Origin of the sequence: Jiangella gansuensis DSM 44835, assembly GCF_000515395.1 — a bacterium.
Taxonomy (GTDB): domain Bacteria; phylum Actinomycetota; class Actinomycetes; order Jiangellales; family Jiangellaceae; genus Jiangella; species Jiangella gansuensis.
This window is the reverse complement of sequence record NZ_KI911782.1, coordinates 1,023,799-1,044,997: the sequence shown is the minus strand read 5'-3', so window position 1 is coordinate 1,044,997 and position 21,199 is coordinate 1,023,799. Positions and strand designations below refer to the sequence as shown.

The window sequence follows — 21,199 nt, the reverse complement described above, 5'->3', positions numbered from 1 at the left end:
CGACGATACCTCCCCAGCCGGGCCGACGAGAAACGCCGCCGTTCGACGACGAAGCGGCCACGAATGCGGCTGACCAGCCCCATTCGCACCGGCTCCCGGGAGAGGACTCGAACCCCTACTAACTGGACCAAAACCAGCGGTGCTGCCATTACACTACCCGGGACAGTTTGCGCTCGGCTGTCACATCGCCAAGCGCGGCCCCTCTACGGTATCGCCTCGCGCGACGCCCCCTGCGCGATGGCCGACCAGAGTCCGACCATGACCCGGTACTCCGGAGCGCTCTTGATCACCTGGACGGTCAAGCAGCCCCGGTAGGTGCCGCCGACGTTCTTCCGCACCGTCTTCGGGTTGTGCTTCTTGAGCGTCGCCCGGGCGAACCGCTCGACCGGCACGTCGACGACCTCCGCCCAGTAGGCCTCGGCCGCCGGCACATCAGCCGACTCGTGGATGGAGACGCGAAACCTGAGCCGCTCCCGCTCCACACCCACAGCGCTCAGCCAGGCGACGAACATCCGGATCATGTCCGGATCGCTGTTGACGAACGTCAGCCGTTCCCGTGGGTCCCATGGTTTCGCCTTCGCTCCTTCGGCCCAGTAGGCCACGGCACCGGCGATCATCAGTTCGCGCTCGCTCAAGGTGCCGAAGCTCTCGGCGATGTCGCCGGCGATGCGTGCCCGCTCGGCCTCGGCCCGCCGGCTGGCGCCGTCGGGGCCCGGCGTCCAGGCGATGTCCTTGGTGATCAGCCAGGCTGTACTCCTGGCGAGCCCGAGCTCGCGCGCGATCTCCGGCACGGACGCCCCCTCCCGCCGTAGCGCTCTCGCTCTTCCGCGCAGGTCGTCGGTTACCCTCGGCCGCGCCCGGCCCTTGCCGTACACGCCGAGGATGCGGCTGATGGTCGAGGCGCCGATGTGCAACTCGGCCATGATCTCGTCGTAGGTGGAGCCGGCAGCGCGGAGTTCGCGCACCCGCTCGGCCAGGTCGATGTCGTCGATGAGTCGCGCCGTCATGGGACGACCTTCGGGCCGAACGCGGAAACCGGCAACTCGCCTCTTTATGTTGGATCACGCCGCCGATGCGACCTGTGCCGGATCGCCGCAGACGTCCGCGAATCGTCCCGACCGAGGTGGGTACAGATAGGAAGATCCGGACTATACGACTTACGGGATCGTAGGTTACGGTTCCGTAAGGAAGGTCCCCCTAAACGACGGAGACTCCATGGCTTCCACGGACACGGCCAAGGGCCCACAGTCCCCGCCCGCGCAGGCCGATCTCCCGCTGGGCACACTCTCCGGCGACACGCAGACGCTCGGCGAACGCATCACCATCGGCGTCTTCATCGCCGTGCCGTTCGTGGCGCTGGTGGCCGCCATGCCGATCGCCTGGATGGGCGGCTACCTGAGCTGGCTCGACGTCGTCCTGGCCGTGGTCTTCTACGCCATCGCCGGGCACGGTGTCACCGTCGGCTTCCACCGGCACTTCACGCACCGGTCGTTCAAGGCCAACCGCGGCGTCAAGATCGGACTGGCCATCGCCGGCAGCATGGCCGTCGAGGGGCCGGTCATCCGCTGGGTCGCCGACCACCGCCGCCATCACAAGTTCGCCGACAAGGAGGGCGACCCGCACTCGCCCTGGCGCTACGGCGACTCCGTGCCCGCCCTGATCAAGGGCATGTTCTTCGCCCACATGGGCTGGTTGTTCGACGTCGAGCAGACCGACCAGCGCAAGTTCGCACCGGATCTGATCAAGGACAAGGACATCCGGATCGTCAGCAAGCTCTTCCCGCTGTGGGTGGCGCTGTCGCTGCTGCTGCCGCCCATCATCGGCGGGCTGGTGACCTGGTCGTGGCACGGCGCGCTGACGGCGTTCTTCTGGGCCACGCTGGTCCGTGTCGGGTTGCTGCACCACGTCACCTGGTCCATCAACTCGATCTGCCACGCCATCGGCGAGCGTCCGTTCGAGAGCCGCGACAAATCCGGCAACGTGTGGTGGCTGGCCTTCCTGTCCATGGGCGAGTCCTGGCACAACCTGCACCACGCCGACCCGACCTGCGCGCGGCATGGCGTGTTGAAGGGCCAGATCGACTCCAGCGCCCGCATCATCTGGGCGTTCGAGAAGCTCGGCTGGGTCTGGGACGTCCGCTGGCCGAGCCCGGAACGCGTCGAGTCCAAGCGCGTCGACGACTACGGCGGCGAATCCACCCTCATCGCCCCCTGACGCGCTGTCGGGCCGCGGGGGCATGATGAGGCACGTGACCGACGACGTCGCGGCCCGGCCGCGTGCCACCCCCGGCCGAGTCCGCATGACCGGCAAGCAGCGCCGCGAGCAGCTGCTCGACGTAGGGCGCGCGCTCTTCGCCGAGCGCGGGTTCGACGGCACCTCCATCGAGGAGGTCGCGGCCCGCGCCGGCGTCTCCAAACCGGTCGTGTACGAGCACTTCGGCGGCAAGGAAGGCCTCTACGCCGTTGTCGTCGACCGCGAGATGGAGGGCCTGCTCGACCGCATCACGACGGCGCTCGGCTCGGCCACCCATCCCCGGGTGATCCTCGAGCGGGCCGCATTGGCCCTGCTCGACTACATCGAGACGTGCACCGACGGCTTCCGCATCCTGGTGCGCGACTCGCCGGTGGCGCATGCCACCGGCGGTTTCGCCAGCCTCATCTCCGACACAGCCAGCCAGGTCGAACACATCCTGGCCGCCGAGTTCAAAGCCCGCGGCTTCGCCGCCAAGCACGCGCCCATGTACGCGCAGATGCTGGTCGGCATGGTCGCGCTGACCGGGCAGTGGTGGCTGGAAGTGCGCTCGCCGAAGAAGTCAGACGTCGCCGCACACCTGGTGAACCTCGCCTGGAACGGCCTGTCCGGTCTGGAACACAAGCCCCGGCTCAGCGGCGACTGAACCCGTCCAGCGTTCACAGGCAGATCTGCAGACCCAGCACGTCCAGGCAGATCAGCGACCCGTCGTCGTCCGGTGGTTCCGGTTTGCTGGGTCGTTCCGGCTCCTCCGGCGGGCGTGGCGTGACCGTCGGCCGCGGCGTCGGCACGACGATCGGGGGCCGAGGGGTGGTCGTCGGCGACGGGTCCGGCACGTCCGGGTGCGACGGCTGACCTGACGGCGTGGGCTCCGGGTCAGGCTGCTCCGCGGGCGGTTCCGCCGACGCACCGCCGGTCGGCTCGTCCTCCGGGGCGCCGGGATCGTCCGCGGGGTACTCGCTGGACGGGTGGTCCGTGGACGGGGCCTCCGGCGGCCGTTCGGAGTCCGGCGTGGTGTCGGCCGCGGGTGTGGACCCCTGCGGCGGCGGCTCCGGCCGCCCGCTGGTCCCGGCGTCTGGGCTGACGGCGCCACCGGCGATGTCACCGAGGCCGTCCGTGTGGGCCGGCGAGCTGGTCGCGGGTCGCGTCGGTGAAGCGCCCGGCGACGCCATCGTCTCGGTACCTGGCGCCACCATCGGGACCGGTTGCCGGTCGAGGTCCCCGACCTGGCCGTGGGCCGCGGGCCCGGGCTGGTCGGCGACGGCCGCCACCACGGCTGTCGTCAGCACCGCGAAGCCGGCCAGCGACACCGTGTACCGGCGCAACGGATTCCGTGGCCGGGCAGGCTGAACCCGGCGGCGATGATCTCCCCCCACAGATCAGAACCTACCGCGCAACGATCATCGCTCGCGGCAATTCGGCGGAATTCACACGAAGGGGTTCTACTGCCCCACCCGGCCGTCGATGCACTCACGGAGCAGATCGGCGTGCCCGCAGTGGCGGGCGTATTCCTCGACGCGGTGGACCCAGAGTTCCCGGATCGCGAAGCCGTCCTTCCCCACCCGCTCGCCCAGATCCGGGTGCTCGGCCAGCGCCGCGTCGGTGGCCGCCTGCTCGCGAGCCAGATCGGCGTACGCGCCGTCGACGACCGCCTGCTCGGCGACGGCTCCGTCGAAGTCCGCGCCGTCCGCCCCGTACAGCGTGGGCGCCGGGTTCTCCGCCCGGAGCCAATTGCGCCAGTCGCGCTCCACCTCGGCCAGATGGCGCAACAGCCCGAGGAGGGACATGGTCGACGGCGGCACGGACCGACGCGCCAGCTGCTCCGGGTCCAGCCCGTCACACTTCATCGTCAGGGTCAGCCGGTAGTTCGTGAAAAAGTCCTGAAGGGTCGCCAACTCGCCGTCGGGACTGACGCCGTCGCTGTTGCGGGGGTCATCGTCCGGATCCGTCCACATGTCGGGGTAGACCGTGGCGCGGGTCCACCGCTCGGGCGGCTGGCTCATCGGGCTGATGATGCTCGGCGCCCGCACCGCGCGCAAGTGACTTTCGACGGCCGGCGTGGCGCTGCTCAGCGACCCGCCCGGATGGGTTCGCCCACGTCGTGCATGTGGCGCAGGGCCAGCCGGTACGACTCGACCAGCCCGGTCTCCTGGTACGACACGCCAAGGTCGGCGCAGTAACGCTCCACGATCGGCTTGGCCTTGCGCAGGTTCGGGGTGGGCATGCTGGGGAAGAGGTGGTGCTCGATCTGGTAGTTCAGCCCGCCCAGCGCGACATCCATCACCGGGCCGCCCTTGACGTTGCGCGATGTCAGCACCTGCTTGCGCAGATAGTCCAGCTCGTCCTCGCGGGTGAGCGTAGGCATCCCCTTGTGGTTCGGCGCGAACGTGCAGCCGAGGTAGACGCCGAAGACAGCCTGGTTGACCAGCAGGAACACGATCGCCTTCCCCGGCGAGAGCATCACGAAGAGCGCACTCAGGAACATCGCGAAATGCACCAGCAGCAGCACCAGCTCCAGGTGCCGCCGCTTCGTCCGCGGATCGAGGGTGGCCCGGACGCTGGCCACGTGCAGGTTGAACCCCTCGAGCGTCAACAGCGGGAAGAACAGGAACGCCTGCCGGGCGGCGATCACCTTGGTCAGGCCCGACGCCGCGCCGGCCTGCCGCTTCGACCACACCAGGATGTCGGGTGAGACGTCCGGGTCCAGCTCTTCGTGGTTCGGGTTGGCGTGGTGGCGGGTGTGCTTGTCCTGCCACCAGCCATAGGCCATGCCGATCGCGAGGTTGCCGGCGATCCGCCCGGCGATCTCGCTGGGCCGCCGTTTGCGGAACACCTGCCGGTGCGCCAGGTCGTGTGCCACGAGGGCGACCTGCGCGAAGACCACGGCGAGCCCGACGGCCACCAGGATCTGCCACCAGGAGTCGCCGATGACGGCGAAGGCGCTCCACCCGGCCGCGTACGCGGCGGCGACCAGCCCGATGCGGACGACGTAGTAGCCGGGCCGCCGGTCGAGGAGTCCGGCGGCGGCGATCTGCCGGGAGAGACCGGCGAAATCGCTCCCGGGCCGCGGCTCGGCGGTCGAGCTTGCACTGTTGATCGACATGGTGTCGAGTCTGCGTGCCCGACCAGGCCGGACGACATCCCGCCATCACCCCGGACCGTACGGGGGACAGCCCCACCCCGCGGACGGCGCGCGGCGGTGATCACGGCTTCTGGGCGACCGCGAAGATGCGCCGGTACGGCAGCACGGTTCCGTACCTGCCAGGACGGTATGCGCTACGCAGCAACTCGCGGTACTCGGCGACGAAGCGCTCCCGTTCGTCGGGACTCTCCAGGGCGGCGAGCACCGGCCGCAGCGCCGTGCCGCTCACCCATTCCAGGACCGCGTCGTCGCCATGGAGCAGATGGTGGTACGTGGTCTCCCACACCTGGACTTCCAGGCCCAGGTCGAGCAGCGCCTCCAGGTACGTCCCCGGCTCGTGGACGCTCGGCCAGGTCAGGTCGTGCAGCACGCTCCAGCGGTCGGCCGCGGCCAGCTCCCGCAGGAGCACATGCGACGGCTCCCCGAAGTTGCCCGGAACCTGGAAGGCGAGCCAGCCGCCGGCGGCCAGCTGTCCGGCCAGCCGCGGCAGCAGGTCGAGGTGACCGGGCACCCATTGCAGCGTTGCGTTGCTGAGCAGCACGTCGACCGGCCGCGTCGGCGTCCAGTCGCGCAGGTCGGCGTGGACGAACTCGACCGGGCCGTCCGCGGGCGCCGCCGCGATCATGTCCGCGGACGCGTCGACGCCGACAACGTGCGCGTCGGGCCAGCGCTCCACCAGGCCGACGGTGAGGTTGCCGGGTCCGCAGCCGAGGTCGGCGACCTCGCGGACGTCGGTCGCCGCCACCTGGGCGATCAGGTCACGGAACGGCCGGGCCCGTTGGCCGGCGAACACGAGATAGCGGTCCGGATCCCACATCCGTAGACACCTCCAGAAATCTTGACGTCAAGACATATCTCAGCATGCATACTATCTCGACGTCAAGATACTTGACCGAGGACGTAGAGTCGTCCCATGGCGCAGGACGAGGTCGACAGGCTGACCGAGGCGTGGCGGCACGAGCGGCCCGACCTCGACGTCAGCCCCATGGAAGTGCTCTCCCGCGTCAGCCGGCTGGCCCGGCACCTCGACCGCGCCCGGCGCGCGGCGTTCGCCGAACACGGCTTGGAGCCCTGGGAGTTCGACGTGCTCGCCGCCCTGCGCCGCGCCGGCGAACCGTACGAGCTCTCCCCCGGCGTCCTACTCGGCCAGACACTCGTCACCAGCGGCACCATGACCGCCAGGGTCGACAAACTCACCGCCCGCGGCCTGGTGAGCCGGCGACGCGACGAAGACGACCGCCGCGCCGTCCGGGTCCGCCTCACCGAACTTGGCAAACGCTCCGTCGACGCGGCTCTCGAAGGCCTGCTGGCGGGCGAGCGCGAGCTGCTGGCCGGGCTCGCCGACGACGAACGTGTCCAGCTCGCCGACCTGCTGCGCACCCTCGTCCTGCCCTTCGACGACGCACCGAGCTGACCGGTTCTCGCCGGTACTGGCTAGTCTGACCTCGACCATGGGCGGCTGTGCGCGATTCCGACGCGGCCACCGGGCGTGGCTGGCGCCGGTGGCGTGTCTTGCCGTGCTCGGACTGGGTGCCCTCGCCCCCGCGCACGCCTCCCCGGAAGCCACGACGCCGCCGTCGTCGATGCCGTCGCCGACGGTGCTCGGACCGCCGGAGGACGCCCCGGTCGACGAGGTCGTCGGCGGCAAGGAACTCGGCACCATCGGGGTGCCGCTGGTCGGGCCGTCCGCGCCGCCCCTGCCCGCCGTCGACGCGCAGGCATGGCTGGTGGCCGACGCCGAAACCGGCGACGTGCTCGCGGCGTTCAGCCCGCACGAGCGGCGCCCACCGGCCAGCACCATCAAGCTGCTCACCGCCCTGGCCGTCGGCGACTCCCTGGAACCGGACGAAACCTACGTCGCCACCGAGACCGACGCCTCGGTCGAGGGCAGCCGGGTCGGGCTCGTCACGGCGCAGACCTACACCGTCGGCGACCTCCTGCACGGGCTGATGCTGGCCTCCGGCAACGACGCCGCCCACGCCATCGCCGCTGCAGCCGGCGGCCAGACCTACACCGTCGACCTGATGAACGACGAAGCCAGCCGGCTCGGCGCGTTCGACACCAACGCCGTCACCCCGCACGGTCTGGACAGCCCCGGCCAGCTGTCGTCGGCGTACGACCTCGCGCTGATCGGGCGGCAGGCACTGAGCGACGACACCATCGCCAAGCTGGCCACCACCCCCGCCTACGACTTCCCCGGCACCGACGGCGCCACCTTCCAGATCCAGAACCAGAACCGGCTGCTGGGGTCGTACGACGGCGCCATCGGCCTGAAGACCGGCTTCACCACCTTGGCCGGCCACACCTTCGTCGGTGCCGCCGAACGCGGCGACCGGACCCTCATCGCCACCGTGCTCGGCGCGGAGGGCCGGGCCGAAGACGCCGCCGCGGCCCTGTTCGACTGGGCATTCGCCGCACCCGACCTCGAACCGGTCGGACATCTCGTGGCACCGGAGGACATCCCCGAGCTCATCGAAGCCGGCGACGAAGGCGACGTCATCGGCCGCAATCCCCTCAGCGACTACGAGGACGTGCTCAGCAGCCCGGGCGGCAGCTCCGAAGGCGTGCCGCCGGTGGTGTGGCTCAGCCTCGGCGCGGCCGCACTGGCCGGCGGCATCGGTTTCGCGCTGCGCCGCCGCCCCAAAGGCACCGGCCGCTACTCCTCCCGCCGCTGACGCCGTCCGCCGCCCTGGAAATGATCACGTCCACCATGGGTACACCCGCCTCACCAGGCAAGCATTCCTGGGGGAGCGAACACACCCATGGTGGACGTGATCATTTCCCACCCGGGCGGCGGACCGTCACCGAGGCGAGGGCTCGGGTGGCGCGGACCGTGAACACGGCGAGGGCCAGACCGGCGGCGCCGAGGACCGCGCCGGCGGCCACGCTGACGGTGTTCACCTGGGACGGAGTCAGGGAGGCCACCGCGTCCGGCCGCCTGCCCACGTCCGCTGACGGCGAGGGACCGCGCTCGGCGGAATGCAGCGCCACCGCGTCGCGCTGGTCAGCCTCCAGCTGGTCGATGGCGGTCTCGGCCGTGATGGCGGCGCACACCATGAGCAGCCGCGTCACCAGGTAGATCCAGGCCAGCATCGCCACTGGCGTCGCGAACGCCGCGTACGAGTTCTGTGTCGCCGTGCCGACGACGTACTGGACGAGGAACTGCTTGAGCAGCTCGAACACGACGGCGCCCAGCAGCGACACCACGGCCAGGTTGCGGAACGGCACCACGATGCGCGGCAACCCGGACAGCAGGTACGCGAACAGGGCGGTACTGACGCCGACGCTGACGAGGGCGCTGACCAGCCGCAGCGCCCAGCCGCCGTCGCCGAGTCCGAGCCAGTCCAGGACATCGCCGGCGAACGAGACGACCAGGACGCTGGTACCCCAGGAGACCACGATCAGCACGCCCAACCCGGCCAGGGACGCGACATCGAGGGCCTTGCGCACCACGAGGTTGCCCGGCTGGTCGTTGAGGCCCCACATGGAACGCACCGCCGCCCGGACGTTGTCGACCCACCCCAGGCCGGTGAACAGCAGCGTCCCGGCGCCGACGACACCGACGGTGCCGGCGCGCTCGTGGAACTCGCTCACGTCCACCCGCAGTCCGGGCAGGTTGTCGTCGACGATCTCCTGGACGGTCTCGACGCCGGACGGCCCGGCCACCGCGCTGACGACCGCCGCGGCCAGGACCAGCAGCGGGAACAGCGACACGAAGCCGTAGAAGCTGCACGCACCGGCCAGGCGGTTGCCGCGAAGGTCGCCGTAGCGGGACCAGGCCCGCAGCGGCAGGGTGCGTTGCAACCTCCCCCAGACGGCGCGGAGGCGAGCGATCACACCCGCGCTGCCTCTCCTGTCAGGACGAAGTCGTGCTCGCGGCGCCAGTAGCCGTCTTCGCCGTGCTCGTAGAGGCTGAACGCGGCGACGTCGAACCCGGCGTCGTACCCGGCCAGCGTGTCGAACGCGTTGTCCATTGCTTCCTCGGACACGTGGTGGGCGACCGTGACGTGCGGGTGGTACGGGAACGACAGCTCGACCTTCAGCGGCCCGGTGCGGATGGCGTCGGACAACCGCTCGCACGCCGAGATGCCTTGCGCCAGGGCCACGAACACCACCGGCGACACCGGCAGGAACGTCGCGGTGCCGCGCAGGTGAACCCGGAACGGCGCGAAGCGGCTGGCGACCTCGTCGAGGTGGGCGTACACGGCGTCGCGTTCGCGGTGGGCGACAAACGTCGGCGGCAGCAGCGTGATGTGCGCGGGGATGGCGTCGGCCAGCGGATCGCCGAACGAGCGCCGCCAATCCTGCAGCTCGCTGCCGTACGGCTCCGGTATCGGCACGGCCAGACCGATGGTCTGGCCGCCAGGTTTGGAATCGGTTGTCACCAGGTCACCGCGCTGGAAGGAATCCGACACGCTCGTACACCGCCGCGAGCGTCGGCGCGGCGGTGTCGCGGGCCTTCGCGGCCCCCCTGGCCAGGACGGCATCAAGCTCAGCGGGGTCGTCGAGCAGCTCACGCACCCGCTGCTGGAACGGCACCACGACGTCGAGCACCGCCGCCGCAACCTCCTTCTTCAGGTCGCCGTAGCCGCGACCGGCGAAGTCGTGCTCGATCTGGGCGACCGAGCGACCACTGAACGCAGACAGGATAGTGATCAGGTTCGTGACGCCGGGCTTGTTCTCGACATCTACGACCACCTCGCGGCCGGTATCGGTGACGGCGCTCTTGATGCGCTTCTCGATGGTCTTGGGTGCGTCGAGCAGCTCGATGAGGCCGGCTCCGGCGACGCTCTTGCTCATCTTGGCGGTCGGGTCCTGCAGGTCGTAGATCTTCGCCGTCGCCTCGGGGATGAACGCCTTGGGCAGTACGAACGTCTCACCGAACCGGGAGTTGAAGCGGCCGCCGAGGTCGCGGGTGAGCTCGATGTGCTGGCGTTGGTCCTCACCGACCGGCACTTGGTCGGCGTTGTAGAGCAGGATGTCGGCGGCCTGCAGGATCGGGTACGTGAACAGTCCGACGGAGGTGCTCTCGGCGCCGGCACGGGCTGACTTGTCCTTGAACTGCGTCATCCGGCTGGCCTCACCGAACCCGGTGATGCAGCTGAGCACCCAGGCCAGCTGCGGGTGCTCGGGCACGTGACTCTGCACGAACAGGGTGCTGCGCTCGGGGTCGACGCCACCGGCGAGGTACTGGGCGGCGGTGACGCGGGTGCGCTCGCGCAGCTGTGCGGGGTCGTGCCCGGCGGTGATGGCGTGCAGGTCGACGACGCAGTAGAAGGCGTCGTGCGTGTCCTGCAACGCCACCCATTGCCGCAGCGCACCGAGGTAGTTACCCAGGTGCAGCGACGCGTTGGTCGGCTGCATCCCGGAGAGCACACGTGGGCGGCGGCTGGTCGTCATGCCCGCCATTCTGTCAGCCGCCGAGGCGGAGAACACGCCGGAGCGGCCCATCGCCGCGTGCCGTCACCCGGCCGGCCCCTCGGGCGAGGTTCCGGGCCGCGTGCCGTCGTCCGGTCCGGCCTGGTCAGCGCCGTCCGGGGGCTCCCCGCCGCGCGCCGCCGTGTCGCCCGGTTCCGTGTCCGGTTCGGGTCGCGGATGGATTCGCAGCCGCGACGCCCGTCGTCCGTCGACGGCCAGGACCTCCATGCTGATGCCGTCGAACTCGACGGTGCTGCCCACGTCCGGCAGCCGGCCCAGCCGGGCCACCACGAAGCCGGCGACGGTTTCGTAGGGGCCGTCGGGTAGCTCGACGCCGGTGCGCTGAGCGAAGTCCTCGATGTTCAACATGCCGTCGACGTCGACGACACCCCCGAACGCCGCTGCGGCGGGCAGCTCGTCGGTGTCGTACTCGTCGCGGATCTCCCCGACCAGCTCCTCGACCAGGTCCTCCAGCGTGACGATGCCGGCGGTGCCGCCGTATTCGTCGACGACGACGGCCAGGTGCGAGCCTTCGCGGCGCATCTCCGTCATCGCCGGCAGCACCCGCTTGGTGCCCGGCAGCACGAGGACGTCGCGGACCAGTTCCTCGACGCGGATGCTGCGCCGCGACACCTCGGGGTCGAACAGGTCGCGCACGTGTACGAAGCCGACGACGTCGTCGGTGGACGCGCCGACGACGGGGTACCGGGAGTGCGGCATGGCGGCGGCCAGTTTGACCGCTTTGAACACCGGCAGGTCTGCGTCGAGGAAGTCGACGTCGGTGCGGGGACGCATGACCTCGCGGACCTGGCGGTCGCCGGCGGCGAACACGTCGCCGACGATGCGCCGTTCCTCCTCGCTCAGGCCCTCGTGGCCGGAGACGAGTTCGCGCAGCTCTTCTTCGCTGATCTCTTCGCGCTGTGCGGACGGGTCGCCGCCGATGAGCCTGACGACGACGTCGGTGGAGCGGGACAGGAACCAGATGACCGGCCGCATCAGGATGGCGAAGCGGTCGAGCGGGGGCGCCACCAGTACCGACACCCCGGCGGCGCGCTGCAACGCGATCCGCTTGGGCACCAGCTCGCCGAACACCAGGGACAGGTAGGCGATGAACAGGGTCAACGCGATGAACGCGAGGGTGTCGGGGGCCGGCAGGCCCCAGTCCTCGAGCACCGGCGCGAGGTCAGGTGCGAGCGTGGAGGCGCCGTAGGCGGCGGAGAAGAAGCCGGCGACGGTGACGCCGATCTGAACCGCTGACAGGAAGCGGTTGGGGTTGTGCGCCAGTGCCGCCACCCGCTCGCCGCGGCGGCCCTGCTGCGCCAGCTGCGCCAACTGGCTCTCGCGCAGCGACACCAGCGCCAGCTCGGTGGCGGCGAAGAGCCCGCCGACGAGGATGAACAGCATGACGAGGCCGAAGTTGAGCAGGGTGTCCTGGTTCACGACGGGATCACCTGGGAAGGTCTATGTCGGCCCGTGGTGGAGTCGTCCATCCGAAAATCCTAGAGTGCCTGGTGTCAGCGGCACGACCGACGGCGCGAGAGGATGACGGTGACGAACCACCCGCGCGCGGGGCAGCCCGCCGCATATGAGGACCTCGTCGACATCGCCCAGCTGGTCCGGGCGTACTACACCACGCACCCCAACCCGGCCGAGCCCGGCCAGCGGGTCACGTTCGGGACGTCCGGGCACCGCGGGTCGTCACTGGCGGCCGCGTTCAACGACGACCACATCGCCGCGACGGCGCAGGCGATCTGCGACTACCGGGCCGCGAACGGCATCGACGGGCCGTTGTTCCTGGGCAAGGACACGCACGCGCTGTCGGAGCCGGCGTGGGCGACCGCGGTCGAAGTGTTCGCCGCCAACGAGGTGACGCTGCTGGTCGACGCCGCCGACCGGTACACGCCGACGCCCGCGGTCTCGCACGCGATCTTGCGCCACAACGCGGGTTCCGGCCCGGGTGGGCGGCAGGCCGACGGCGTCGTCGTCACCCCGTCGCACAATCCGCCCTGGGACGGCGGGTTCAAGTACAACCCACCGGACGGCGGCCCGGCCGGCTCGGACATCACCGGCGCGATCCAGGACGCCGCCAACCGATACCTCGAGGACGGCCTGGCCGGAGTGAAGCGGATGCACCTGGCGTCCGCGCGCAAGGCGCCCACCACCGACTCCTACGAGTTCCTCGGCACGTACGTCGACGACCTGTCCGCCGTCGTCGACGTCGACGCCATCCGCTCGGCCGGGGTGCGCATCGGCGCCGACCCGCTGGGCGGGGCGTCGGTCGACTACTGGGCGGCCATCGCCGAGCGGCACCGGCTCGACCTCACCGTCGTCAACCCGCTGGTCGACCCGACCTGGCGGTTCATGACCCTGGACTGGGACGGCAAGATCCGCATGGACTGCTCGTCGCCGCACGCGATGGCATCGCTGATCCAGCGGATGTCCGACGACGGCGCCACGTTCGACGTCGCCACCGGGAACGACGCCGACGCCGACCGGCACGGCATCGTGACGCCGGACGGCGGGCTGATGAACCCGAACCACTATCTCGCGGTGGCCATCGACTACCTGTTCCGCAACCGTCCGGCCTGGCCCGCGACAGCGGCGGTGGGTAAGACGCTGGTCAGCTCGTCGATGATCGACCGGGTGGCGGCCGGGCTGGGCCGGCCACTGGTGGAGGTGCCGGTCGGGTTCAAGTGGTTCGTGCCGGGGCTGATCGACGCGTCGGTCGGGTTCGGCGGCGAGGAGTCCGCGGGCGCGTCGTTCCTGCGCCGCGACGGCGGGGTGTGGACCACGGACAAGGACGGCATCATCGCCTGCCTGCTGGCCGCCGAGATCACCGCGGTGACCGGGTCGACGCCGAGCGAGCACTACCGCCGGCTGGCGGCGGAGTTCGGCGACCCGGCATACGCCCGGGTGGACGCGCCCGCCTCCCGCGAGCAGAAGAAGGCGCTCGGCGCGCTGTCGCCGGACCAGGTGACGGCGACCGAGCTGGCCGGCGAGCCGATCACCGCGAAGCTCACCCGGGCGGCGGGCAACGACGCCCCCATCGGCGGGCTGAAGGTGGTGACGGAGTCCGGCTGGTTCGCGGCGCGCCCGTCCGGCACCGAGGACGTGTACAAGATCTACGCCGAGAGCTTCCGCGGCCCGGACCATCTGGCCGAGCTTCAGGCCGAGGCCCGCGCCGTCGTCGACGGGGCCCTCGCGGCCTCCTGACAGCCCGCCCCGGCACCAGGCCCCCAAATGATCACGTCCGGCACGGGTCCTCCCGCTCCACCATGAATGCTTGCCCGGTGGAGCGGGAGGACGCCTGGCCGCATCCCGGCCCGCCAGCGCCACGCCGACAGCACAGCTCGAACGGCATCGCACGCGAAGTGCTAACCTTTCGCACAGGAACGCACAAGCCCGCACACCACCGAGGAGCGCGATGCTGGCTGCGGAGCGTCAGGCGCTGATCCTCGACGAGGTACATCGTCGCGGCGCCGCCCGGGTGAGCGAGCTGGCCGGCCGGTTCGACGTCTCCGACATGACCATCCGCCGCGACCTCGACGCCCTGGTGGCCCGCGGCGCGCTGGACAAGGTGCACGGCGGCGCCACCTCGCGGCGGGCGCCCAGCACCGAGGAGCCCGGTTTCGCGGCGAAGCGGCTGCGCCAGGAGGCGGAGAAGGAAGCCGTCGCGCGGGCGGCCGCGGCCCTGGTACAGCCCGGCTGGGCCGTCGGGCTGTCCGCGGGCACCACGACGTGGACACTCGCCCGGCAGCTGCGCGGGATCCCCCGGCTGACGGTCGTCACCAACTCCATGCAGATCGCCGACGTGCTGCACGGCGACGGCGACATCGACGTCATCATCACCGGTGGCGTGCGCACTCCGTCCGACGCGCTGGTCGGCCCGGTGGCCGTCGCCTCGCTCGAGCGGCTCAACCTCGACCTGGTGTTCCTCGGCGTCCACGGCATGGACCCGCGTGCCGGTTTCACCACGCCCAACCTGCTCGAGGCCGACACCGACCGCGCCCTGGTCGCGGCCGGCCGGCGCCTCGGCGTCGTCGCCGACCACACCAAGTGGGGCACGGTCGGCATCAGCACCATCGCCCGGCTGGAGGACGCCGACGTCCTCGTCACCGACGACGGCCTCCCGGACGACGCCCGCCGGCAGCTCGCCGAGCACGTCGGCGAACTCATCCTCGCCCCCACCGCAGCACACGAGAACGGACCGGAATGAAACGCACCACGGCGCGGCTGGCCGACGGCCGCGAGATCATCTACTTCGACCGTCGCGACGACGCCACGCACCGGCTCGACGACCCGCGCGACCTGCCTCCGGTGAGCACGACCTCACAGCTGCGGCACGACCCGGTCCTGGACGAGTGGGTGGCCATGGCCGGGCACCGGCAGACCCGCACCTTCCTGCCGCCGGCCGACCTGTGCCCGTTGTGCGCGTCCACCCCGGACCGGCCCACCGAGGTGCCGTCGGACCACTACGACGTCGTCGCGTTCGAGAACCGCTTCCCCAGCTTGTCCATGGCGGCCGCTACCGAGGCGACCGGCACCGAGCTGGTGCCGATCCGGCCCGGCGTCGGCCGGTGCGAGGTGCTGGTCTTCAGCAGCGACCACCACGCGTCGTTCGCCACCCTGGCGCCCGAACAGGCCCGGCTCGTCGTCGAGGCCTGGGCCGACCGCAGCACCGAGCTGTCCGCGCTGCCCGGCGTCGAGCAGGTGTTCTGCTTCGAGAACCGCGGCCAGGAGATCGGGGTGACGCTGTCGCACCCGCACGGGCAGATCTACGCCTACCCGTACGTGACGCCGCGCACCGCACGCATGCTGGAGTCGGCGCGCAAGCACCGGGAACGCACCGGCCGCAACCTCTTCGCCGACGTGCTGGCCGAGGAGCAGGCCGCCGGCGTGCGCGTCGTCGCGCAGACGCGGCACTGGACGGCGTTCGTTCCGGCCGCGGCGCGGTGGCCGGTCGAGGTGCACCTGTACCCGCACCGTCAGCTGGCCGCCATCGCCGACCTCGACGACCCCGAGCGCGACGAGTTCGTGCACCTCTACCTGGACGTGCTGAAGCGGTTCGACGCGCTGTACGACGCGCCGCTGCCGTACATCGCGGCCTGGCACCAGGCTCCGGTTTCCACCGGCCGCGACCTCGCCTACCTGCACCTGCAGCTGTTCTCGGTCAAACGGGCGGCGGACAAGCTGAAGTACCTGGCCGGGTCCGAATCCGGGATGGGCGCGTTCATCACCGACGTGCTGCCCGAGGACGTGGCCGCACGCCTGCGCAGCAGCGAGGTGCCCGAGTGAGGAACGGACGAGGGACCGAGCGCGACCGGACGAACAGCGAGGTGGATCTGTGAAGCTCCTGGTGACCGGCGGTGCCGGGTACATCGGCTCGGTGGTGGGCGCGCAGCTGGTCGCCGCCGGACACGAGGTCGTCGTCCTGGACAGCCTGCTGACCGGACACGACGAAGCCGTGCCGGACGGGGCGCGGTTCGTCCGCGGCAGCATAGAAGAAGCTGCCGACGCCATCGATTCCAGCTTCGACGCTGTCCTGCACTTCGCAGCCCGCTCACTGGTCGGCGAGTCCGTCCAGCAGCCCGAGCTGTACTGGTGGAACAACGTCGTCGGCACGCTGCGGCTGCTCGACGCGATGCGTACCGCGGGCGTGCGGCGGCTCGTGTTCTCGTCGACGGCGGCCACCTACGGCCAGTCGGAGGTCAGCCCGATCACCGAGGACACCCCGGCGCTCCCGATCAACCCGTACGGCCAGAGCAAGCTCGCCGTCGATCACGCACTGGCCGGCGAGGCGACGGCGCATGGCCTGGCCGCGGTGAGCCTGCGCTACTTCAACGTCGGCGGCGCATTCGGCCGGCACGGCGAGCGGCACGACCCGGAGACCCACCTGATCCCGAACGTGCTGGCCGTCCCGGCCGGCCGCCGCGATGCGGTGGACGTCTTCGGCACCGACTACCCCACCCCGGACGGCACGGCGGTGCGCGACTACCTGCACGTGGAGGACCTGGGCCGGGCGCACCTGCTGGCGCTGGACTGGACGGGGACCAGCGGCGCGCCGGGCACGCACCGGGTCTACAACCTCGGTTCCGGCACCGGTTACTCGGTGCGCGAGGTGATCGAGGCGGCACGACGGGTCACCGGCCACCCGGTGCCCACCCGCGACCGCGACCGCCGCGCCGGCGACCCGCCGGTGCTGGTCGCGTCGGCCGAGCGCATCGCGGCCGACCTGGGTTGGCGGGCCGAACACGGACTGGAGACGATCGTGGAGGACGCGTGGACGTTCCTGCAGCGGTGAGCGCGCGCACGGGTTCCGCGCCCGGGCGGGTCAACCTCATCGGCGAGCACACCGACTACAACGGCGGCTTCGCGCTGCCGCTGGCCATCGCGTTCCGCACGACCGCCCGGGTGACGCCTCGGACCGACGGTGTCGTGGTGGCCTCGTCCAGTGCGTCCGGCACCGAGCCGGTGACGTTCGGCGTCGACAGCTCGCCCGGTGACGTCGAGGGCTGGGCGGCGTACGTGGCCGGCGTGTTCTGGGCGCTGCGCGACGCCGGTCACGACGTCCCCGGCGCGGATGTGCACATCGACAGCACCGTGCCGTCGGGTGCCGGGTTGTCGTCGTCGCACGCGTTGGAGTGCTCGGTGGCGGTGACGCTCAACGACCTGTGCGGGCTCGGGTTGGACCGCACCACGCTGGCGCTGCTGGTGCAGCGGGCCGAGAACGTCTACGTCGGCGCACCCACCGGCGCGATGGACCAGATGGCCTCGCTCCACGGACAGGAAGGCCACGTCATCCTGTTCGACGCTCGCGCCATGACCGCCGAGCCGGTGCCGTGTGACCTTGCCGCCGCCGGGCTCGACCTGCTGGTCGTCGACACCAAGGTCCATCACGAGCACACCGGCGGCGGCTACGGCGCCCGCCGCGCCAGCTGCGAGGAGGCCGCCGCGCTGCTCGGCGTCCCCACCCTGCGGGAGGTGCAGGACGACGCCGTCGACGACGTCCTCGGCAAGCTCGGCGACGACGTCATGCGCCGGCGGGTCCGGCACGTGCTCACCGAGAACGCCCGCGTCCTGGACACCGTGGGGCTGCTGCGGGCCGGCCGGGTCGGCGAGATCGGTCCGCTGCTGACCGCGTCGCACGCCTCCATGCGCGACGACTACGAGATCACCGTCGACGAGGTGGACGTCGCGGTGTCGAGCGCCCTCGACGCCGGCGCACTCGGTGCCCGGATGACCGGCGGCGGCTTCGGCGGGTCGGTCGTCGCACTGACCGATGCGGCAGACTCGGACCGAGTGGCCGACGCCGTCCGCTCCGCCTTCGACGAGCGGGGCTACCCCGCACCGTCCGTCTTCACCGTCCGCCCGGCAGCGGGCGCAGGCATCGAGGAGAACCCCACGTGAGTCCCAGCGGCACCCAGGTCGAGCTGCGGCACGGCGACTACTCCGCCGTCGTGACGCAGGTCGGCGCCACTCTGCGCACCCTGCACCACGGCGACCGGCCACTGGTGGTCGGCTTCGGCGCCGACGAGATCCGGCCCGCGCACCGCGGCGCGGTCCTGGCGCCGTGGCCGAACCGGATCGCCGACGGGCGGTACACGTTCGGCGGGCAGACCCGGCAGCTCCCGCTCACCGAGCCCGACCGCCACAACGCGCTGCACGGCCTGGTCACCTGGGTGCGCTGGGAGGTGGCGGCGCAGTCGTCCGATGCGGTCGAGTTGGCGCACCGGCTGGTGCCGCAGCCGTTCTACCCGCATCCGCTGGAGCTGCGGGTCCGCTACCGCCTGGACGACGCCGGCCTGCACTGGACCGTGGCGGCCACCAACGCCGGCGACGGCCCGGCACCGTACGGCACCGCACCGCACCCCTACCTGGTGGCCGGCGACGGCCGGGTGGACGACTGGTCGCTGGAACTGCCGGCGGCTGAGTATCTCGAGGTCACGCCCGATCGGCTGCTGCCGGTGTCGCGGGCGACGGTGGACGGCTCGGCGTTCGACTTCCGCGCGTCGCGGACACTCGACGACGTCTTCATCGACCACGCGTTCACCTCGCTGTCGCCGGAGTCCGACGGCAGGGCCCGGGTCCGGCTGCGGGCCGCCGACGGCCGCGGTGTGGTGTGCACGTGGGACCCGGCGACCTGCCCGTGGGTGCAGATCCACACCGCCGACCGGCCGGGCGACCCGGGCCACCGCGCCGGGCTCGCGGTCGAGCCGATGACCTGCCCGCCGGACGCGTTCAACTCCGGCACCGACCTGGTGAAGCTGTCCCCCGGCGAGTCGCACGAGACCACCTGGACCATCGCGGCCCTCTGACCACTCGCCCCCATGGGGTCGACACAGCGCTGGACCCCGCCCTCCCCTCCCGCTCCGCGTTGATCTTGGAGAAAGTGCGGATTCGCGGCCCGAAATGTCGCATGGATTCCGCCGAAACTCCAAGATCAACGGGGGAGGTCGGGACGGTTCAGTCCCCGGCCCCGGCGCTGCGGATGCGACGCGATGGCCTGCAGGTGCCACACGCCCGGGGCGCGCTCGTGCTCGGCTGCGCACGCGACCAGGGCGCCGTCGTCGTCGCGGACGCCGAACCAGGAGCGGACACCGGGGTCGCCGGGCAGCACGGACGTCCGCGGCGACGCCACCCGGAGGAGGGCGGCGGCGGCGTCGAGATCGGCGGCGGTGAGGCGGTGGACGGCGCTTTCGCCTGGGCGCCACGCCGGCGGCTGGTCGGCCCAGAACCAGATCCACTCCCAGCCCTCACCGAGGGGCGCCCCCACGTCCGGCTCCGCGCCGGCCGGCACGATGATCCGGGCCACGGGGTCGAGCTCCAACGCGGCCGTCGCCAGCCGACCCGCCTCGGCACTGGGGGCGACGACGAACAGTGCACGGCCGGCGGGAGATGCCACCGCGGCACCGGGTGACCGCCGCTGTGCGCCACCGGTGCGGAGTGGCCGGGCAGTTCGGTCAGCGAGGTCGTCAGCACCGAACCAGGCTAATGACGCTGTCCACGAAATATCTGCCACCCCAGGGGTGCGATCTTGAAGGCCATCGGTTAGCCTCGCCTAAGTTAGGCGAACGCAACCTTCCGACGGGGATCAACCGGGGACACCATGACCACCGTGACCACCGCACGCGCCGACCGACGCGCCGCCGACGTTCCGTCCTGGCGGCCGTTCCGGGTCACCGTGGCCCGGGTGCTGCGCCTGAGCCCGTGTTTCCTGCGCATCACGTTCACCGGCGACGACCTCGACGAGTTCGGTCACGACGGCCCCGACCAGCGGATCAAGCTGCACCTGCCGCCAGCCGGCCGGCCAGTCCCACACCTGCCCGCCACCGACTGGTACACCCACTACCGCGCCGCCGACCCCGCCGAACGTGGTTACGTGCGCACGTACACGATCCGGGCGGTCCGGCCGGCCGCCCGTGAGGTGGACGTCGACTTCGCGCTGCACGGTGACGCCGGCCCGGCCTCGGCGTGGGCCGGCCGCGCCGTCGTCGGCCAGGAGGTCGCGCTGATCGGCCCGAACCGGCTGTACGGTTCCGACTGTCGCGGGCACGAGTGGAACCCGCCGGTCGACGCCCGCGACGTGCTCATCGCCGGCGACGAGACCGCGGTCCCGGCCATCGGTGGCATCCTCGAGCGGCTGCGCGGCACGCTGCCGGAGACCGCCCGCCTACAGGTGTTCCTCGAGGTTCCCGAGGCTGCCGACGCCCTGACGCTGTCCGCACCGCACCAGGCCGAGATCACGTGGCTGCCCCGGCTGCGTCCGGACGGCTCGGTCGCGCCCAACGGCCAGCTGCTGGTCGATGCCGTGTGCGGGGCGGAGTTCGGCCGCGGTGCCCGGGCGGCCGCGCTGGACGCCAGTGCCGTCGACACCGTCGACATCGACCTCGAGGTGCTGTGGGAGGTCGCCGCCGGCGTCGGCAGCAGCGCCTACGCGTGGATCGCCGGCGAGGCCGGCGCGATCAAGACCATCCGGCGGCACCTGGTCCGCGAGCGCGGCATCGACAAGGGCGCCGTCACGTTCATGGGCTACTGGCGGGCCGGTCGCTCCGAGGACTGACACTTCGGTCCCACTCCACTCGACCGCGCCACGCCCAAGGCGCGACCACCCCTACCGCGAAACCGCTTCGGCGACGACCTCCTACGCCGACGGCCCGGCCGGGCGTCCGGGATCGTCCGGAGAAGTATCGGCCGACCCCCACCCGCGGCGATGCTGCATGGGACGTCCGCGTCTGCGAAACGCGGGCGGCTGGAATGTCAGGTCGAACAGAGGAGTCTCACCGATGAAACGTCTTACATCCGGACTGGCGGTCGCAGCTCTGGCCACTGTCGCGCTCGCCGGGGCCGCGGCGCCGGCGAGCGCGGTCGGGCATCAGGTCCGCTGCATCG

At 71.4% G+C, this 21,199-nt stretch carries 21 protein-coding genes and 1 tRNA gene; 11 read left to right on the top strand and 11 right to left on the bottom strand.

The window, feature by feature from the left end; translation table 11 throughout:
* Positions 1–92: 92 nt before the first annotated feature.
* Together JIAGA_RS0105225 and JIAGA_RS0105220 are read right to left on the bottom strand one after the other, a co-directional pair.
* A tRNA-Gln gene (locus tag JIAGA_RS0105225) sits at positions 93–163 on the bottom strand.
* A 40-nt stretch (positions 164–203) separates the two neighbouring features.
* Positions 204–1,007, bottom strand: coding sequence for a hypothetical protein (locus tag JIAGA_RS0105220; protein ID WP_026874853.1), 804 nt, complete (start codon positions 1,005–1,007; stop codon positions 204–206).
* Between the two features lie 208 nt (positions 1,008–1,215).
* Between JIAGA_RS0105220 and JIAGA_RS0105215 the strand changes: the two genes are divergently transcribed.
* Entirely contained in the window at positions 1,216–2,214 is a 999-nt protein-coding gene (locus tag JIAGA_RS0105215) for an acyl-CoA desaturase (RefSeq protein WP_026874852.1), read from the top strand.
* A 25-nt stretch (positions 2,215–2,239) separates the two neighbouring features.
* Positions 2,240–2,896 (top strand): TetR/AcrR family transcriptional regulator, encoded by a 657-nt coding sequence (locus JIAGA_RS0105210; protein WP_211239520.1) that lies wholly within the window; start codon positions 2,240–2,242, stop codon positions 2,894–2,896.
* Positions 2,897–2,909: 13 nt separating this feature from the next.
* On the opposite strand, the gene JIAGA_RS0105205 is transcribed toward JIAGA_RS0105210, so the two are convergent.
* From JIAGA_RS0105205 to JIAGA_RS0105190, 4 genes are all read right to left on the bottom strand, one after another.
* Positions 2,910–3,575 (bottom strand): hypothetical protein, encoded by a 666-nt coding sequence (locus tag JIAGA_RS0105205; protein ID WP_026874850.1) that lies wholly within the window; start codon positions 3,573–3,575, stop codon positions 2,910–2,912.
* A 117-nt stretch (positions 3,576–3,692) separates the two neighbouring features.
* Positions 3,693–4,253, bottom strand: coding sequence for a DinB family protein (locus JIAGA_RS0105200; RefSeq protein ID WP_026874849.1), 561 nt, complete (start codon positions 4,251–4,253; stop codon positions 3,693–3,695).
* Between the two features lie 65 nt (positions 4,254–4,318).
* Positions 4,319–5,353: a fatty acid desaturase family protein gene (locus tag JIAGA_RS0105195; RefSeq protein WP_026874848.1), complete on the bottom strand. Its 1,035-nt coding sequence runs from the start codon at positions 5,351–5,353 to the stop codon at positions 4,319–4,321.
* A 100-nt stretch (positions 5,354–5,453) separates the two neighbouring features.
* Positions 5,454–6,209, bottom strand: coding sequence for a trans-aconitate 2-methyltransferase (locus tag JIAGA_RS0105190; protein WP_026874847.1), 756 nt, complete (start codon positions 6,207–6,209; stop codon positions 5,454–5,456).
* 96 nt (positions 6,210–6,305) lie between these two features.
* On the opposite strand from JIAGA_RS0105190, the gene JIAGA_RS0105185 reads away from it, so the two are divergent.
* Together JIAGA_RS0105185 and JIAGA_RS27670 are read left to right on the top strand one after the other, a co-directional pair.
* A complete protein-coding gene (locus JIAGA_RS0105185) occupies positions 6,306–6,806 on the top strand; it encodes a MarR family winged helix-turn-helix transcriptional regulator (RefSeq protein WP_026874846.1) in 501 nt (166 codons plus the stop codon).
* 103 nt (positions 6,807–6,909) lie between these two features.
* The gene (locus tag JIAGA_RS27670) at positions 6,910–8,067 is read left to right on the top strand and encodes a D-alanyl-D-alanine carboxypeptidase family protein (protein ID WP_169738821.1); all 1,158 of its coding nucleotides are present in this window, start codon (positions 6,910–6,912) and stop codon (positions 8,065–8,067) included.
* Between the two features lie 100 nt (positions 8,068–8,167).
* Here JIAGA_RS27670 and JIAGA_RS27665 read toward each other — a convergent pair whose 3' ends face one another.
* From JIAGA_RS27665 to JIAGA_RS27660, 4 genes are all read right to left on the bottom strand, one after another.
* Positions 8,168–9,229 (bottom strand): YihY/virulence factor BrkB family protein, encoded by a 1,062-nt coding sequence (locus JIAGA_RS27665; RefSeq protein WP_051425746.1) that lies wholly within the window; start codon positions 9,227–9,229, stop codon positions 8,168–8,170.
* Complete coding sequence (locus JIAGA_RS0105170; protein ID WP_026874844.1) at positions 9,226–9,777, bottom strand: 2'-5' RNA ligase family protein; 552 nt, start codon at positions 9,775–9,777, stop codon at positions 9,226–9,228. The genes JIAGA_RS27665 and JIAGA_RS0105170 overlap by 4 nt, the downstream gene beginning before the upstream one ends.
* A 4-nt stretch (positions 9,778–9,781) precedes the next feature.
* Entirely contained in the window at positions 9,782–10,792 is a 1,011-nt protein-coding gene (gene trpS / locus JIAGA_RS0105165) for a tryptophan--tRNA ligase (RefSeq protein ID WP_035813454.1), read from the bottom strand.
* A 63-nt stretch (positions 10,793–10,855) separates the two neighbouring features.
* The gene (locus tag JIAGA_RS27660) at positions 10,856–12,250 is read right to left on the bottom strand and encodes a hemolysin family protein (protein WP_051425745.1); all 1,395 of its coding nucleotides are present in this window, start codon (positions 12,248–12,250) and stop codon (positions 10,856–10,858) included.
* Positions 12,251–12,358: 108 nt separating this feature from the next.
* Here JIAGA_RS27660 and pgm point away from each other — a divergent pair, with 108 nt between their 5' ends.
* The 6 genes from pgm to JIAGA_RS0105130 all read left to right on the top strand — a co-directional run bounded on the left by pgm (position 12,359) and on the right by JIAGA_RS0105130 (position 19,125).
* Entirely contained in the window at positions 12,359–14,023 is a 1,665-nt protein-coding gene (gene pgm, locus JIAGA_RS0105155; protein WP_245597115.1) for a phosphoglucomutase (alpha-D-glucose-1,6-bisphosphate-dependent), read from the top strand.
* A gap of 211 nt (positions 14,024–14,234) precedes the next feature.
* Positions 14,235–15,026: a DeoR/GlpR family DNA-binding transcription regulator gene (locus JIAGA_RS0105150; protein ID WP_026874841.1), complete on the top strand. Its 792-nt coding sequence runs from the start codon at positions 14,235–14,237 to the stop codon at positions 15,024–15,026.
* A complete protein-coding gene (galT, locus tag JIAGA_RS0105145; protein WP_026874840.1) occupies positions 15,023–16,105 on the top strand; it encodes a galactose-1-phosphate uridylyltransferase in 1,083 nt (360 codons plus the stop codon). Before JIAGA_RS0105150 ends, galT begins: the two co-directional genes overlap by 4 nt.
* Before the next feature lie 49 nt (positions 16,106–16,154).
* On the top strand, positions 16,155–17,111 hold the full coding sequence (gene galE, locus JIAGA_RS0105140; RefSeq protein WP_026874839.1) for a UDP-glucose 4-epimerase GalE: 957 nt from the start codon (positions 16,155–16,157) through the stop codon (positions 17,109–17,111).
* Entirely contained in the window at positions 17,090–18,217 is a 1,128-nt protein-coding gene (gene galK, locus JIAGA_RS27655) for a galactokinase (RefSeq protein ID WP_051425744.1), read from the top strand. The genes galE and galK overlap by 22 nt, the downstream gene beginning before the upstream one ends.
* On the top strand, positions 18,214–19,125 hold the full coding sequence (locus JIAGA_RS0105130; protein ID WP_026874838.1) for an aldose 1-epimerase family protein: 912 nt from the start codon (positions 18,214–18,216) through the stop codon (positions 19,123–19,125). Before galK ends, JIAGA_RS0105130 begins: the two co-directional genes overlap by 4 nt.
* Positions 19,126–19,250: 125 nt before the next feature.
* Here the strand turns inward: JIAGA_RS0105130 and JIAGA_RS32780 are convergent, their stop codons facing one another.
* A complete protein-coding gene (locus JIAGA_RS32780; protein WP_051425743.1) occupies positions 19,251–19,712 on the bottom strand; it encodes a GNAT family N-acetyltransferase in 462 nt (153 codons plus the stop codon).
* 204 nt (positions 19,713–19,916) lie between these two features.
* Between JIAGA_RS32780 and JIAGA_RS27645 the strand changes: the two genes are divergently transcribed.
* The gene (locus tag JIAGA_RS27645; RefSeq protein WP_035812115.1) at positions 19,917–20,870 is read left to right on the top strand and encodes a siderophore-interacting protein; all 954 of its coding nucleotides are present in this window, start codon (positions 19,917–19,919) and stop codon (positions 20,868–20,870) included.
* Positions 20,871–21,199: the final 329 nt, after the last annotated feature.